The sequence below is a fragment of the Burkholderia sp. JPY481 genome (assembly GCF_038900515.1).
Taxonomy (GTDB): domain Bacteria; phylum Pseudomonadota; class Gammaproteobacteria; order Burkholderiales; family Burkholderiaceae; genus Paraburkholderia; species Paraburkholderia youngii.
This window is the reverse complement of record NZ_JAYMRT010000004.1, coordinates 1-15869: the sequence shown is the minus strand read 5'-3', so window position 1 is coordinate 15869 and position 15869 is coordinate 1. Positions and strand designations below refer to the sequence as shown.

At 63.5% G+C, this 15869-nt stretch carries 15 protein-coding genes and 1 pseudogene; 10 read left to right on the top strand and 6 right to left on the bottom strand.

Annotation, left to right across the window (positions count from 1 at the left end):
- The first annotated feature begins 70 nt into the window (after positions 1-70).
- The 4 genes from VSR82_RS12105 to VSR82_RS12090 all read left to right on the top strand — a co-directional run bounded on the left by VSR82_RS12105 (position 71) and on the right by VSR82_RS12090 (position 1620).
- Positions 71-589 carry a DUF2778 domain-containing protein gene (locus VSR82_RS12105; protein WP_429460706.1) on the top strand — a complete coding sequence of 173 codons (519 nt, stop codon included), beginning with the start codon at positions 71-73 and terminating at the stop codon, positions 587-589.
- Positions 570-827, top strand: coding sequence for a hypothetical protein (locus tag VSR82_RS12100; protein ID WP_429460704.1), 258 nt, complete (start codon positions 570-572; stop codon positions 825-827). The genes VSR82_RS12105 and VSR82_RS12100 overlap by 20 nt, the downstream gene beginning before the upstream one ends.
- Before the next feature lie 63 nt (positions 828-890).
- Positions 891-1385, top strand: a complete 495-nt coding sequence (locus tag VSR82_RS12095) for a DUF2778 domain-containing protein (protein WP_368585892.1) — start codon at positions 891-893, stop codon at positions 1383-1385.
- The gene (locus VSR82_RS12090) at positions 1366-1620 is read left to right on the top strand and encodes a hypothetical protein (RefSeq protein ID WP_368585893.1); all 255 of its coding nucleotides are present in this window, start codon (positions 1366-1368) and stop codon (positions 1618-1620) included. Before VSR82_RS12095 ends, VSR82_RS12090 begins: the two co-directional genes overlap by 20 nt.
- 216 nt (positions 1621-1836) lie before the next feature.
- Here VSR82_RS12090 and VSR82_RS12085 read toward each other — a convergent pair whose 3' ends face one another.
- Positions 1837-2937, bottom strand: coding sequence for an MraY family glycosyltransferase (locus tag VSR82_RS12085; RefSeq protein ID WP_429460701.1), 1101 nt, complete (start codon positions 2935-2937; stop codon positions 1837-1839).
- 249 nt (positions 2938-3186) lie between these two features.
- Between VSR82_RS12085 and VSR82_RS12080 the strand changes: the two genes are divergently transcribed.
- Together VSR82_RS12080 and VSR82_RS12075 are read left to right on the top strand one after the other, a co-directional pair.
- Positions 3187-4752, top strand: a complete 1566-nt coding sequence (locus VSR82_RS12080; protein WP_498857712.1) for a methyl-accepting chemotaxis protein — start codon at positions 3187-3189, stop codon at positions 4750-4752.
- A 305-nt stretch (positions 4753-5057) separates the two neighbouring features.
- A complete protein-coding gene (locus tag VSR82_RS12075; protein ID WP_429460697.1) occupies positions 5058-6017 on the top strand; it encodes a hypothetical protein in 960 nt (319 codons plus the stop codon).
- Between the two features lie 12 nt (positions 6018-6029).
- Here VSR82_RS12075 and galE read toward each other — a convergent pair whose 3' ends face one another.
- From galE to VSR82_RS12055, 4 genes are all read right to left on the bottom strand, one after another.
- Positions 6030-7052: a UDP-glucose 4-epimerase GalE gene (gene galE / locus VSR82_RS12070; protein ID WP_368585897.1), complete on the bottom strand. Its 1023-nt coding sequence runs from the start codon at positions 7050-7052 to the stop codon at positions 6030-6032.
- Positions 7053-7065: 13 nt separating this feature from the next.
- Positions 7066-8214: a glycosyltransferase family 4 protein gene (locus VSR82_RS12065; RefSeq protein WP_410849643.1), complete on the bottom strand. Its 1149-nt coding sequence runs from the start codon at positions 8212-8214 to the stop codon at positions 7066-7068.
- Positions 8215-8333: 119 nt separating this feature from the next.
- Positions 8334-9164, bottom strand: coding sequence for a glycosyltransferase (locus VSR82_RS12060; RefSeq protein ID WP_429460694.1), 831 nt, complete (start codon positions 9162-9164; stop codon positions 8334-8336).
- Positions 9161-10423, bottom strand: a complete 1263-nt coding sequence (locus VSR82_RS12055) for an oligosaccharide flippase family protein (RefSeq protein ID WP_429460692.1) — start codon at positions 10421-10423, stop codon at positions 9161-9163. The genes VSR82_RS12060 and VSR82_RS12055 overlap by 4 nt, the downstream gene beginning before the upstream one ends.
- A gap of 328 nt (positions 10424-10751) precedes the next feature.
- Here VSR82_RS12055 and VSR82_RS12050 point away from each other — a divergent pair, with 328 nt between their 5' ends.
- The 4 genes from VSR82_RS12050 (at position 10752) to waaA (ending at position 15698) form a co-directional block, all read left to right on the top strand.
- Positions 10752-12146: a phosphomannomutase/phosphoglucomutase gene (locus tag VSR82_RS12050; protein WP_410849646.1), complete on the top strand. Its 1395-nt coding sequence runs from the start codon at positions 10752-10754 to the stop codon at positions 12144-12146.
- 235 nt (positions 12147-12381) lie between these two features.
- Complete coding sequence (waaC, locus tag VSR82_RS12045; RefSeq protein WP_410849741.1) at positions 12382-13323, top strand: lipopolysaccharide heptosyltransferase I; 942 nt, start codon at positions 12382-12384, stop codon at positions 13321-13323.
- 79 nt (positions 13324-13402) lie between these two features.
- Positions 13403-14287, top strand: a complete 885-nt coding sequence (gene kdoO, locus VSR82_RS12040) for a Kdo hydroxylase KdoO (RefSeq protein ID WP_410849647.1) — start codon at positions 13403-13405, stop codon at positions 14285-14287.
- 97 nt (positions 14288-14384) lie between these two features.
- Positions 14385-15698: a lipid IV(A) 3-deoxy-D-manno-octulosonic acid transferase gene (waaA, locus tag VSR82_RS12035; RefSeq protein WP_429460689.1), complete on the top strand. Its 1314-nt coding sequence runs from the start codon at positions 14385-14387 to the stop codon at positions 15696-15698.
- 55 nt (positions 15699-15753) lie between these two features.
- Here the strand turns inward: waaA and VSR82_RS12030 are convergent.
- Positions 15754-15869: pseudogene (locus VSR82_RS12030) on the bottom strand (urease accessory protein UreG); the annotation flags it as partial.

Genomic DNA, 15869 nt, shown 5'->3' with positions numbered 1-15869 from the left:
GGCGCACCAACGGGGAGAACCTATGCAGGACGCAATGACCTACAGTCAGCGCAATGAGGGGGCGTGACACATGGCCTACGCCGGCAAATTTCTCGTAAATAACGAGCCACTATCACCGCTCACCATTTCTGGCATCGGCACCTTCGACGCTTATTCAGGCAACAATCAATATCGTAATCGGGGCGGCTGCACGATGGTGCCTAATGATGGGCCACTCCCTGCCGGTAGATACTGGATCGTCGACCGCCCTACGGGCGGCATCCGGTCTCAGGTGTTTGCATGGGCAAAAGATGAGTGGAATACAGCAATGCGTCACCCATCGAATCACGGTGAATGGTTCGCGCTGTATCGTGATGATGGGACGATTGATGATGTGACGTGGATTAATGGCGTCAAACGCGGGCAGTTCCGTTTGCATCCGGCAGGCGGACGCGGGATTTCTCTAGGCTGCATCACGCTGCCGAGCCAGAGCGATTTCATGAGAATCCGCAACGCGCTGCTGCACACCGCGAAAATTCCCGCACGCACTTCGGGGCTTCGCGCCTACGGAACAATTGAGGTCATCACATATGGCAACACTTGCCCGTAGGGTGTTCAAGGTCGCACTGTTCATCTGCCTGTTCTATCTCTCCCTGCTCTATGTCCGTCCATACCCCTATGAGTGGACAGAAAGCGAGTCGCGGGCATGGTTTGTTGCTTCGCGCTGGCTTGGCGTGCGCGATCCTGAAGATTTGTATTTCGTGGTGTGGGTATCGATTGAACTGATTGCGGCGGCGCTGGCGTATGTGGCGATCATGAAGCTATGGCGGTGGTATCGCACCAAGTAGACGAAAGCCCGGGCGACGGGGATTTTTTTGCTCAGGAGAGTTTACGACACCGGCAAATCTCTCGTGAAGCACGAGCCCCTATCACCGCTCATCATTTCCGGCATCGGCACCTTCGACGCTTATTCGGGCGACCGGCAATACGGCAATCGGGGCGGCTGCACGGCTGTACCTGACAAGGGGCCGATCCCCGCCGGTAAATACTGGATCGTCGCGCGTCCCGCTGGCGGTGTAGGCTCCAGGGCATTAGCGTGGATGAAAGATGCGTTTAGTGCCTATGATGGGAGTCCAACCGATCACAGTGAATGGTTCGCGTTATATCGTGACGATGGTGTGATTGATGACTGGACATGGGTCAACGGCGTCAAGCGTGGCCAGTTCCGGTTGCATCCGGCAGGTGGTCGGGGTATTTCGCTTGGCTGCATTACCTTGCCGAGCCGTACGGACTTCCTGAGAATCCGCAACTCACTGCTGCACACTATGACGATTCCTGCCGGCAATTCCGGGCTTCGCGCCTACGGAACAATTGAGGTCATCACATATGGCAACACTTGTCCGTAGGCTCTTCAAGATCGCGCTGTTTATTGGGTTGTTTCTTCTTTCATTCCGTTATGTCCGAATATCCGATCCGTGGACAGAAGGTGAAGCGCGAGTATGGTGGGGGGCTTCGGAGAGGCTCGGTGTCCGCGACCCCGAAAACCTGTATATCGGGGTATGGATGACTATCGAACTGATCGCGGCGGTGTTGGCGTATGTGGCGATCATGAAGCTATGGCGGTGGTATCGCACGAATTAGACGAAAGCCCCGGCGACAGGGCTCTTCTTTATCCCGTGCATTGATGAATCTCGAGGAATCTCTGTGACGAGCGGGTTTTATTGCCATTTCTCGAGCCGAATGAACGGATTTCGAATTTTCGGCCGATATCCATGACACACATGAGCCGCTTTGGATGCGGCTCCGTCTATTTCGTCCAACAAAAAGGCGCCCACCGGGCGCCTTTGTCGTTCCTGCCTACCGCTTCCCCTTCCTCACCACCATCCACCTCGGCGACTTGAACCGCACGATGCTCACGTAAAGCCACACATAAGTCGCCGCAAATACGACAACGAAGCAGAACAGATGCAGCGTGTGCCGCCAGAACAGCGTCGCCGGCACGACCGCGATCAGGCACAGCAGCCACAGGTACGGCGACGTCAGCGAGTTGCGGCGCGTCAGCTCGCGCGCGGTGCGCGCGCCGACCGCCCAGCGCATCAGCCGCTTGTAGACCAGCATATGCAGATGCACGCCGTCCGGAATGCCCGGCGACATGCCGCGAATGAACTTCTTGCGGTAGATCGAGAAGCAGGTCTCGAAGATCGGGTACATGAAAAGCAGCACCGGATACCACGCGGATACGTCACGATTGCGCATCACGAGCAGAATCGACAGCTCGGCGAGCATGAAGCCGATGAAGTAAGCGCCGCCGTCGCCGAGAAAAATCAGCCCGGCCGGGAAGTTCCAGATGAAGAAGCCGAGCACCGCGCCCATCATCATGAACGACGCGGACAGCACGACCGGGTCGTGCACCTGGAACGCCACATACGCGAGCGACGCGAACATCATGAACGCGACCATCGACGCGAGGCCGTTGAAGCCGTCGATGATATTGATCGCGTTGGCGAGCGCCGCGACCGCGAGCACCGTGACCACGAACGAGATCGCCGCATATGACAGCAGAAAGTCGAGCGGCGGCACGCTGATGCGCGTGACCGCGATGTCGAGAAAGAACCAGGCGAGCGCGGCGGCCGCCATCGTGCAGACGAGGCGCGCGAGCGGCGACACGCGTTTGGTCAGATCCTCGAGGAGCCCCGAGCCGAACGCCGGCATGCCGCACGCGATCAACCCGAGAATGCTGCCCGACACGGCCGGATACGCGCGATGCAATTGCACCGCGGAGGCGAGCAGCCCGAGCAGAATCCCGGTCCCGCCGATGCGCGGCACCGGACGCACATGGAATTTCTGCACGCCGGCCAGATCGGTATCGGTCGAGAATTTTTCATGCAGATGCGCATAGCGCACGATCAACAGCGTGATCAGCAGAGAGACGAGAAAGCCGAGCGCAAAACTAAGCATGAAAATGGGCCTGAGCGAAGACGCGGAATTATACAAACGAAACGTACGGCGGCCGGCGCGCGGCTGGGACGCAAAGCTTTCATGCGGGCCAGCAGAAATATCCCAGATAGCGAGATCGAAGCGGCCCGCAGAGGCCCGTCAGCGCTGGCTTCTCATGGATTCCCCCTATGCGCCGCACGCGCGCCGCAACCGTAAACCTGGATGCGACGAAGTGTCAGTCGCGCGCAACAAAGGCGTTCCGGAGACCCAATGCTAAACAACATCACAATTCGCGGCGGACTGACGCTCGTGATCAGCGTATTCGTCGCCTTCCTGCTGACAGTAATCGCTGTCGGTTACGGCGCGCTGAAGCTCGCCAACGACAGCCTCGACGACACGCAGCGCAGCGAGGCCGCGCTGTCGCATCTGAAGGCGAGTTCCGAGAAGCTCCTGCAGGTGCAGCTCGCGCTGGGCACCTATCAGACGTTGTTCAGTATCGGCAAGCAGACCGACGATCTGCTGCCGGCAGCGCACAAGGTGCTGGTCGAATCGAACAACGACTTCCACAACTACATGGCCGGCCCGTTCGCGAGCGACGCCGAGCGCAAGCTCGCGCACAGCGTCGGCGAGGCGCGCGCGGCGCTCGTCGACAAGGCGATCGAACCGGAATTCAAGGCATTGACCGACTTCGACTTCAACACCTTCCGCACCATCCAGGGGGATACCGCGAACAGCCTGTACGCGTCTTACTCGAAAGCGATCGACGCGCTAGAACAGGCGCAGATGGACAATCAGCATCAGCAGGCCGCGACCGGCGCGCGACGCTTCCAGCTCGCGACAGTGCTGTTCGGCGCGATCGCGGTGATCGCGCTCGTGATTGCCGTGGGCGCGCGCGTCGCGCTGTCGTCGGCGCTGATCAAGCCGGTCAACGCGACGGTCAAGCACTTCGAGCGCATCGCGGCCGGTGACCTGAGCGTCGCGATCAAGGTCAAATCGCGCAACGAGATGGGTCAGCTGCTCGGCGCGCTGACCCGGATGCGCGACGGCCTCGTCGAAACGGTCGGCAAGGTGCGCGGCAGCACGAGCGCGATCACGCAGGGCGCGAACGAGATCGCGTCGGGCAATGCCGATCTGTCGGCGCGTACCGAGCAGCAGGCGGCCGCGCTGCAGGAGACCGCGGCGAGCATGGAGCAGCTGTCGGCGACCGTGAAGCAGAATGCCGATAACGCGAAGCAGGCGAACCGCCTCGCGCACGGCGCGCTCGATACGGTCACGCGCGGCGGCAAGGTGGTGTCGCGCGTGACGGAGACGATGGACGGCATCAGCGATTCGTCGCGCAAGGTCACCGAGATCATCGGCATGATCGAGGGGATCGCGTTCCAGACCAACATACTCGCGCTGAACGCGGCCGTCGAAGCGGCTCGCGCGGGCGAGCAGGGCCGCGGCTTCGCGGTGGTGGCCTCGGAAGTGCGCAGCCTCGCGCAGCGCTCGGGCGCGGCGGCCAGGGAGATCAAGGAGTTGATCGGCGAGTCGGCGGCGAAGGTCGAGGAGGGCGCGTCGCTGGTGTCGGATGCGCAGAAGACGATTCAGGAAGCGATGAAGGCCGTCGAGCGCGTGACCGGCGTGATGAGCGAGATCGAGGCGTCGGCGCTCGAACAGAGCGACGGCATCGAGCAGGTCAACAAGGCGGTGTCGCAGATCGACGAGGTCACCCAGCACAACGCGGCGCTCGTCGAGCAGGCGGCGGCCGCGGCGAAGTCGCTGGAGGAGCAGGCCGTCATTCTGAAGGACGCCATTGCGGTGTTCCGGCTCGAAGAGTCGGGGGCGGCAGCCTAGCGTCCAGCCGAAGAAATGCGTGGCTGTCGATGACATAGCGGGGGTTCAATCATCCTGGTCCCGCGCTTCTTTACGCGCTGGCCGCGGGCGAGATCGTATTTTTCGATCTGACGCACGCGGTTGCGTCGCCGTTTTCCGGCCAGATCATGGGACGCGCAGACGGACTTCTCCTCCTTGCGGTGAGCCTTGGATTTCTGCTGAACGGTCATGCATCTTTTCTGGGTATGACGGCCGTGATGCTGGCGTGCGCGCTGATAGCCAATGCCTGAATTTCCGTTCGATCGGGTTCCGGTAAAAGCTGGGTGTTGAGCCGGCATTTCCTCGCCGGCAATGTTCGAACGATTGCCGTTGCACTGGCGATCGTGGTGCTTTTCCTCATTCCTCTCGCGATCCAGACGATCCTTCACTTTCCCGGACCGCTCGCTGAATATGCCGCTTTTAGCCATGTCCACCGAGCCAATCGTTTAGTGGACGCCGCGCGCTTCGCCGGCGTTTTCTGGAGTAACGGACTCTTCGGCATTCTTCTGGGCGCGGCGGCTTGTGCTGTGCTGGTGACGAACGACCCTGCGCGCGACCATGAAAGCCGCGTTGCGCCTGAGCGTGCATTGTCGCTGGCGCTAGCGAGTGCGACAGTCGCCTTCGTCTTTTATGCCGTTTTCGGCGTCGACGATCTTTCGCTGATCTATGTTGGGATCTTCTACTACGTCGTTCCTGCTCTGGCGCTGACGTTGCTGGTCAAGCGTTTCCTCGACAATGTGACGGCGGCGACCGTGCCCGTTGCCGTGATCGTTTGTGTGATCGTCGCGGCTTTGACGGCGATCCGGATTCATCAGCCGCCTGAAAACGTTTCCCAGTACGACGATCCGCGAATTCCCGCTGCTTACTCGACTATCCGCAATCTCGATGCGGGGGGCGGCGTCGCAGTCGTCGACCTCGATGGTTCCGCGGATTGGGAACGGCTGTGGCCGATTCTCGTGGGCATCGAAGCGTATACGAAGCGTCAGGGCAGCGTACCGTTTTGCATCGCGCAAAACTGGCAGCTCGTGTTCACCCGGGCGACGCGCTGCACGCCTGTCGAAATGCGAATCGCCCACGGGCGTTTTCTGGTGTCGGCGGTGCCGAAGGAAGGAATGACCGGTGCGTTGAACGTTGCCGGTTTGTATTTTTATCCGCGCGAATCCGCGCGAATCCGCGCAGTAGGCGAGCAAACGGCGGCATCCGCGCGATGCGAATGCCGCCGCCGTTTTTTACCCCCGACGCGATGACGCCGAAGCGCTTTAAGCAAACCCCTGCGGATTCGTCGACTGCCAGCGCCAGTGGTCCGCGCACATGCGCTCGATGCCGAACTGCGCGCGCCAGCCGATGATCTTCTCGGCCGCGCTCGGGTCCGCGAAACACTGCGCGACGTCGCCCGGGCGGCGCGCGACGATCTCGTACGGCACCGGCCGGCCCGACGCCTTCTCGAACGAGCGCACCACGTCGAGCACGCTATAGCCCTGGCCCGTGCCGAGATTGACGACGAAGCTCGCATCGCGCTTGACGAGCGCATCGAGCGCGGCGAGATGCCCGCGCGCGAGATCGACCACATGAATGTAATCGCGCACGCCGGTGCCGTCGGGCGTCTCGTAGTCGCCGCCGAACACGCGCAGCTTTTCGAGCTTACCGACCGCGACCTGTGCGACGTACGGCATCAGGTTGTTCGGAATGCCGGCCGGATCTTCGCCGATCAGGCCGCTCTCATGCGCGCCGACCGGATTGAAGTAGCGCAGCGTCGCAATGCGCCACGACGGGTCCGACACTTCCAGATCGCGCAGGATCTGCTCGGCGATCAGCTTCGATTGACCATACGGATTGGTCGCCGACAGCGGGAACGATTCGTCGATCGGCGAGCTTTCAGGCACGCCATACACCGTTGCCGACGAACTGAACACGAACTGCTTGACGTTGCGATCGCGCATCACGCCGAGCAGCGTCAGCAGGCTGCCCACGTTGTTCGCGTAGTACTCGATCGGCTTCGCGACCGATTCGCCGACCGCTTTTAGCGCCGCGAAATGGATCGCGCCGGTGATCGGATGCGCGTCGAAAATGCGCTGCAGCGCGGCTGCGTCGCGTGCGTCGTTGTCATAGAAGCTCACCGCACGGCCGGTGATCTGCTCGACGCGCCGCAACGATTCGCGCTTGCTATTCACGAGGTTGTCGATCACCACAACGTCGTAGCCGCCGTTCAGCAGTTCGACGCAGGTGTGCGAGCCGATGAAACCCGCGCCGCCGGTTACCAGAATCGTGCCCTTCGTGGTCATGCTGTTGCTCCCATTAAAGTAAAACACCCGTGATTTTCTGCACCAGGTCTTTATACGTATCGACGACCATGCGTTCGTCGAATTCGGTCGCGACTTTCTGCCGGCCGCTTTCCGCCATCGCGCGCCGCTGCGCGCCGCTCATATCGAGCATGCGCGCGAGACTCGCGGCGAGGCTCTGCGCATTGCGCGCTTCACACAACAAACCGTTGACACCGTCGGCCACCACTTCGCGGCAGCCGGGCACGTCGGTCGCGACGATCGGCCGGCCCATCGCCGACGCCTCCATCAGGGTGCGCGGCACGCCTTCGCGATATGACGGCAGCACCACGCAATCGGCATCGGCGATGAACGGCCGCACGTCGTGCGCTTCGCCCAGATATTCGATCACGCCTTCCTGTTCCCACGCGGCGACTTCGTCGCCCGTGATCGCGCTCGGATTGTCGACGCCGACCGGCCCGAGCAACTGGAAGCGCGCATGGGGATAGCGCTCGCGCAATTGCCGCGCGGCCTCGACGTATTCGCCGACGCCTTTGTCCCACAGCAGCCGTCCGATCAGCACGAAGCGAAACTCCGCGCGAGCGCGCAGCGGCGTGAACGCGAACTGCTCGAGATCGACGCCCTCGCCGTGCAACAGCCGCGCGCGCTCCGGATGCACGAGCAGCTTGCCGTCGATGAACGCGGCCTGATCGTCGCGATTCAGGAACCATACTTCACGCGGAAAGCGGAACGCGAAACGATACAGCCTTTTGGCGATCTGCGCGGCGCGGCTATGCTGGATGAACACATAGCCGAGCCCGGTGGTGACCGCCACCGACTGCACGCCAGCCAGCTTCGCCGCGATCGAGCCGTAGATGTTCGGCTTGATCGTGTAGTGAAACACGACGTGCGGACGGATCCTCCTGTACTGCCGATAGAGCGCAAAGAGCGTGCGCAGATCTTCGCCCGGACTCGTGCCCTTCGACGCCATCGGCAACTCGATGCAACGGCAGCCCATCGCGGCAAGCAACTCGAACGTGCGGTCGCGCGGCGCAAGCACCGTTACATCGACTCCGCGCCCGATCAGTGTGCGGATCAGCCCTTGCCGATACGTATAGATTGCCCAGGCCGTGTTGCAGACGAGTGTAATGCGCAGCGCGGGCGTCGACTTGAAAGAGGGCTTCATGCGGAAAAAGGCACGGCGTTGAATGAAGTGTGGACCAGTGATACGAATACGGCGCCGCACGCAGCGGCGCGAAGTTCAGCGAACGAAGCGACAGCGACAGCGCTCACACGCGGCGCGCCTCAACGGCTCGCGCGCGGCGTGAGCAGCGCGCGCTTGACCCGCTGCAACGTGCGATAAGGCAGCAGCAGATGCGACAGGTTCTTCGCGAGGCCCAGCCAGTCATATGGATTGGCCACGTTGAAGTAGCGCAACTGCAAACGCAGCGTCGAACCGATCTGCCGGCGCCGCTTCGTCGCGCTGATGCCGCCTTCGTTCAGCTCATAGAAAAGGCCGAGTTCCGGCAGGTTCGCGCAATCGTAGCGTTCCATCAGACGTAAGAACAGATCGAGGTCCTCGGCCGAAGGATACGCGGCGCGGTAGTTGCCGACTGTGCGGACGGCATCGATACGCAGCATCATCGACGGATGCGCGAGGCAGGAACGGAAAAAGCGCTGGCGCCGGATCACGTTCGGCTCGGCCGGCGGCGTCAGCATGAAAAGCGGCTCGCCCGCGCGCGTGACGACCTGGGTCCACATGCCGAGACCCGCCACGTTCGGATGCGCTCCCATGAACGCGCGCTGCTTCGCGAGCCGCTGCGGCACCGCGCGATCCCCCGCGTCGATGCGCGCGGCAAAGCGAAAGCCGCGCTGTGCGAGCGCATCGATCCCGGTTTGCAGCGCGCGCTCGATGCCGCTGTTGCGCGCCATGCGCAGCACTTCGATCTTCAGGTTCGGCAGCGCGGGCGCGACGATCGGCGGCGTGCTGCCGTCATCGACGATCAAAACGTGCACCAGCGCACTTTCTTCAAACGACGCGAGCGTAGAATCGACGTCCGCCTGGCCGTTGTAGGCGGGCATCAGCACCGCGACGTCGTCGAGCGTGGTTTGCGCGGTGGCGGATGAATTCGTCATGGGCGCAATTTGAAACGGATGTAATAAAGATTAACCGAGGCGGCCGCCAGATAGCCGGCCGCGAGGCCGACCAGCGCGCCATACGCACCGAGTCGCGGGATCGCCAACAGATTGACGGCGAACGCGACGGCGAGCGCGAGCAGCCACTTCGCCAGCAACACGAACTTGGCCTGATACTTGAGCACGACCAGATTGCCGATCGCCTCGATACCGGCGGGCACCGACAGCCACACGGCCCAGCGGAAGATCTCGATCGCGCCTTCGAAGTCCGGCCCGAACACACGGCGGATGATGAAGCCCGCGAGCAGATCGAGCACGAATGCGCCGCACACCATCAGCACGGCGGTCAGTGCGGTGAGCCGCCAAAGGTTGCGGCGCAGTTGCGCGATGCCTCGGACTCGATAGACGAATGCGGGCGCAATGGTTTGCGCGAGCATCAGTGCGAGCGTGATCCAGTTTTCATTCAACTGCTGGGCGGCCGAGTAGCGCCCGAGGTCGGCGAAAGTAATCGCGCGCTCCAGCATCAGCCGGTCCAGTTTCAGGAACAGATACATACAGATGAGCCCGAGCCAGAATACCGTGCCCGCGCTCGCGAAGTGCTTGAAGAGCGAACGTTCGACATGCCAGCCCAGCTTGCCGCCATGCCGGTGCATGAAATAGAGCAACAGCACCGCGCCGATCGCCGCCGATTCGAGCGCCCACAGCCAGCCGAAGCGCGCGGGCGCGGCCGTCGCGCGCACCAGCAGATAGACGAGACCGGCCTTGATCACAGCGGTGCTCATGCTGGTCAGCAACTGCGGCTTGCTGTAGGTCATGCTTTGCAGCCACGCGTTGATTACGCCGACGAACGGCTCGCGAAACAGCATCGTGAGCGCGAGGCCGGCGAGCATCGCACCGACGAGCGGCTCGAAGAAATGCAGCGCAATGCCGAGCCACGTGAGCAGCAGTGCAACGGTGGAGACGGAGAAACGCAACGCGAACGCGCTGCCGAGTACGGTGCCGAGTTGTGCGGGCGGCCGGTTGACGATGGTCGGCACGAGGATTTCCGCGCCGCACACCCATGTGATCGGCGACAGCACCAGCAGCAGCGTGTTCGCGTACTGCCATTTGCCGAAGGTATCGGGCCCGAAGTAACGCGCGAGCATGCCGCTGATCACGATCGCCACGCCGATCTGCGTGAGCCGCTCGAGACCCAGCCAGACGATGTTCGTAAACGCGCGCGTGACGTCGGGATTGGCGAAGCGTTTGAGCATCAGCATCCGTTGGCCGCTCGCCGCTGCGCGCCGCTCAAGCCACCTCTTGCGGCCATGCATGCGGCGCTGTGCGCGTTCGCCCGCCCGGCCGGCAGCCGCGGCAACTTTACAAAAGGAGGGCGTCTAAGCATTAGAATGGCGTTATTCAGGCTGGTCAGAAGAACGCAATTATAAGTTGGAACCGGACCGCTTCCGGCAAGGGCGCAACGAGGCGTGATAACGCGGTTTTTTAACGCGCGTATTACCGTGGTTTTTAATGCGATTTTTTCCGCGTTTTTACCGGTTATCGTCTATGCGCAGGTCAAAATTTTCCATTGCACGCAAGTGAGCCAACATGATCTCCAAATCGATTTTCAAGGCGTATGACATTCGTGGCGTCATTGGCAAGACGCTCGACGCCGACGCCGCGCGTTCCATCGGCCGCGCGTTCGGCAGCGAAGTGCGCGCGCAGGGCGGCGACGCGGTCGTGGTCGCGCGCGACGGGCGCCTGTCGGGCCCCGAACTGATCGGCGCGCTGTCCGACGGCCTGCGTGCGGCCGGCGTCGACGTCGTGAACGTGGGTATGGTGCCCACGCCGGTCGGCTACTTCGCGGCGAGCGTACCGTTGAAGCTCGCGGGCGGCGAGCGCCGCGTCGACTCGTGCATCGTCGTGACGGGCAGCCACAATCCGCCGGACTACAACGGCTTCAAGATGGTGCTGCGCGGCGCCGCCATTTACGGCGAGCAGATCCTCGCGCTGCATCAGCGCATCGTCGACGAGAACTTCGCCGACGGTAACGGCAGCTACACCGAATACGACATCGCCGACGCGTATCTCGAACGCATTGCGAGCGACGTGAAGCTCGCGCGTCCGATCAAGATCGTCGTCGATACCGGCAACGGCGTGGCCGGCGGGCTCGCGCCCAAGCTGTTCAAAAAGCTCGGCTGCGAACTGGTCGAACTGTTCACCGAAGTCGACGGCAACTTCCCGAATCACCACCCGGACCCGGCGCACCCGGAGAACCTCGAAGACGTGATTCGCGCGCTGAAGGAAACGGATGCGGAAATCGGCTTCGCGTTCGACGGCGACGGCGACCGCCTGGGCGTCGTCACCAAAGATGGCCAGATCATCTACCCGGACCGTCAGCTGATGCTGTTCGCCGAAGAAGTGCTGTCGCGCAACAAGGGCGCGCAGATCATCTACGACGTGAAGTGCACGCGCAATCTCGCGAAGTGGGTCAAGGACAAGGGCGGCGAGCCGCTGATGTGGAAGACCGGCCACTCGCTCGTGAAGGCGAAGCTGCGGGAAACCGGCGCGCCGCTGGCGGGTGAAATGAGCGGCCACGTGTTCTTCAAGGACCGCTGGTACGGTTTCGACGACGGCCTGTACACCGGTGCGCGTCTGCTCGAGATCCTCACGCGCGTCGCCGACCCGAGCAAGCTGCTGAACTCGCTGCCGAACTCGCACTCCACGCCCGAGCTGCAACTGAAGCTCGAGGAAGGCGAGAACTTCGAGCTGATCGCGCGCTTGCAGCAGAACGCGAAGTTCACCGGCGCGGACAACGTCGTGAAGATCGACGGTCTGCGCGTCGAGTATCCGGACGGCTTCGGCCTCGCGCGTTCGTCGAACACGACGCCGGTCGTCGTGATGCGTTTCGAAGCCGACAACGACACGGCGCTCAAGCGCATCCAGGACGACTTCCGCCGCGTGATTCTCGCGGAGAAGGCCGATGCGAAACTGCCGTTCTGACGGCTGATGCGGCGGCGCGCTTCGAACTTCGTCAACACGGGTCGAAGCGTCGCCGCTACCCAACGCGGCGCGGGTTGCCTTACCGCGCCGCGTTTTTCATGTCTTTGATATCCGACGCGCTAGAATTGCGGTCCTTTCAACGCATCTTCGAGCCGGATAGCCGGTTTTCCCACTCTTGAGCGCGCAAAAGATTCTGATCGTGAGGGTGTCGTCGCTGGGCGACGTCGTTCACAACATGCCCGTGATCGCCGATATCCGGCGCCGCCATCCCGACGCGCAGATCGACTGGCTCGTCGAGGAAAGCTTCCTCGGGCTCGTGGAGCTCGTGAGCGGCGTGCGGCGCGCGATTCCGGTGTCGCTGCGGCGCTGGCGCAAGCGCATCCTGTCCGTCGACAATTGGCGCGAGATCGGTGCGTTTCGGCGCGCGCTCGCCGCCGAGCACTACGATCTGGTGATCGACTGTCAGGGGCTGATCAAGACCGCGTGGGTCGCGAGCATGGCGCGCGGACCGCTCGTCGGGCTCGGCAACCGCACCGACGGCGCCGGCTACGAATGGCCGGTGCGCTTCTTCTACGGACGGCGCGTGCCGATCGCGCCACGCACGCACGTGGTCGAACGCACGCGGCAACTGGTGGCCGCGGCGCTGAACGATCCGCCGCCGCAACCCACCGACGACATCGACTTCGGTCTCGATACGGGCCGCGCCGCGCTCGCGCTGTCGCAAGCCAATCTGAATCTGCCGGTGCCGTACGTGGTGTTCGTGCACGCGACTTCGCGCGCCGACAAGCAGTGGCCCGACGCCGCGTGGATCGAACTCGGGCAAACGCTGGTGCGGCGCGGCGCGTCGATCGTGCTGCCGTGGGGCAGCGACGCCGAGCGCGCGACCAGCGAGCGGCTCGCGAAGGAGTTCGGCGCGGCCGCGATCGTGCCGCCGAAGCTGTCGCTGCCGGCGGTGGTGGGGCTGATCGATGGCGCGGCCGCGACGGTCGGGGTCGACACAGGTCTGGTCCACATCGCGGCGGCGCTGAAGCGGCCTACGGTCGAGTTGTACAATTTCTCGACCGCGTGGCGCACCGGCGGCTACTGGTCGCCGAACGTCGTCAATCTCGGCGCGGCCGGGCAGCCGCCCACGCTGCAGCAGGTCAAGTCGGCGCTGGCCGCATTTGGTTTGCTGTAACCCGGGCCGGCAGTCATCAGCACCTGCTGCAACCTGTCGGTGCGCTTCGCCTTGCGCACCTCCGTTCCAAAGGGCGACCATGAACGAAACCCAGATCATCGAAGTAGCGAACGCCGACTGGCACGGCTGCAACCTGTCCGTGCCGCGCGAAACGCTGCTCGCCGGCGTCGAGCGCGGTAAGGTGCTGTACTTCCCGAACCTGCGCTTCGCGATCGACGGCGGCGAGCAGGCGTTGCTCGATCCCGCGATCGCCGATCCGAGCCGCAAGAACATCAGCCTCGAACCGAACGGCGGCGCGTTGCATGGCGTGGCCGGCGATGCGGTCACGCAATCGGCGGTGCGCGCGTTGATCGCGCGTTATCAGGCGAATGCGCGCACGCTCGTCGACGGGCTCTTTCCCGAGTACAACGGCAAGCTGCGCGTCGCGCCGACGAGCCTGCGGCTGCATCAGGTCGAGACACGCGAAACCTCGTGGCGCAAAGACGATAGCCGTCTGCACGTCGACGCGTTTCCGTCGCGGCCGAATTACGGCGAACGCATCCTGCGCGTGTTCACCAATGTGAATCCGCACGGCGTGCCGCGGGTGTGGCGCGTCGGCGAGCCGTTCGAGGACATGGCGCAGCGCTTCCTGCCGCGCATCAAGCCGCAGATGCCGGGCTCCGCGTGGCTGCTGAACCTGCTGCATGTGACGAAGTCACCGCGCAGCGAGTACGACCATCTGATGCTCAATCTGCACGACGGCATGAAGGCCGACCTCGACTATCAGAAGACGAGCCCGCAGCAGACCATGCCGTTCCCGCCGGGCAGCGTGTGGGTGTGCTTCTCCGATCAGACCTCGCATGCGGTGATGTCCGGCCAGTTCATGCTGGAGCAGACTTTCTTCCTGCCGGTGAAGGCGATGGCGCAGCCGGAATGCGCGCCGCTAGGCATTCTCGAGCGCCTGAAGGGCAGGGCGCTGGTTTGAGCGCGGCGGTCGTTTCGAGGGCCGGGCAGGTGCCGGTCCGCATCGCGCGTATCAGCGTCGTGGACTTTGCGACGAAGACGAACCACGCGGAGCGCCGATGCTAAGAGCGATCTATCGCGCGCTCTGGTGGCTGATCGCGCCGCTTGCCGTGCTGCGTCTGTTGATCCGTTCGCGCAAGGAGCGCGGATATCGCGAGCATATCGGCGAGCGCTTCGGTTATTCGCGTGGACGCTTGCCTGAAGACAACGCGCCGTTGATCTGGGTGCATGCGGTGTCGGTCGGCGAGACGCGCGCCGCGCAGCCGCTGATCGATGCGCTGATGAAGGCGCGCCCCGACGCTCGCATTCTGCTCACGCACATGACGCCGAGCGGCCGCGCGACCGGCACCGAGATTTTCGGCGACCGCGTGTTGCGCAGTTATCTACCTTATGACATGCCGCATGCGGTACGGCGCTTTTTGCGCGCGTGGCGGCCGTCGCTCGGTCTCGTGATGGAAACCGAGGTATGGCCGACCTTGATCGACGAATGCCGGCGCGCCGACGTGCCGCTCGTGCTGACCAATGCGCGGATGTCGGCGCGTTCGTTCAAGCGCGCGGCAAAGTTCGGCGGCGCGACCAAGGACGTGTTCGGCGGCTTCGCGCGCGTGCTCGCGCAGAGCCCGTCCGATGCCGAGCGGCTGACCTCGCTCGGCGCGCGCAACGTCGCGGTGCTCGGCAATCTGAAGTTCGACATGAACACGCCGCCCGAACTCGCGGCGCGCGGCCACGCGTGGCGCGCGGCGATCGGCACGCGGCCCGTGTGGGTCGCGGCGAGCACGCGCGAGGGCGAAGAAGCGATGGTGCTCGACGCGTTCGCGGCGCTCGGCGTCGACGATGCGCTGCTGATTCTGGTGCCGCGTCACCCGCAACGCTTCAATGAAGTCGCGGCGCTCGTCGAGAAGGCGGGGTTGCGGCTCGAACGCCGATCGAACTGGGCACCCGATGCGAAGGTCGCGTCGGCGGCGCGTACTGTCGACGATGGCGTGCCGCCGCTGCCTCGCGACGTGAACGTGCTGCTCGGCGATTCGATGGGCGAATTGGGCGCTTACTACGCGGCGTCGGATCTTGCGTTTATCGGCGGCAGTCTGTTGCCGCTCGGCGGACAGAACCTGATCGAAGCGTGCGCGGTCGGCGTACCGGTGCTGATCGGACCGCACGTTTTCAACTTCACGCAGGCCACCGCCGATGCGGTCGCGGCCGGTGCCGCCGTGCAGGTGCAGGACCCCGCCGATCTGGCGCGCGCGCTGCGCGAGCTATTCGGCGACAAGTCGCGGCGGCTCGCGATGGGCGGTGCGGCTGCCGCGTTCGCGGCGAGGCATCGCGGGGCGACGGCGAGGACGGTGGATGTGTTGGCGGCGTTGTTGCCGGAGTAGGGATTAGCAGCGTGGCGTGTAAAGACGACACCACGCGCATTCCCAAATCCTCCCCTCACACCTTCAACAACCCCTTCTTTTCAATAAACTTCACCACCTCGTCGAGCCCTTCGAGCGCCTTCAGATTGCACATCACGAAGGGCCGCTCGCCGCGCATCTTCTTCGCATCCG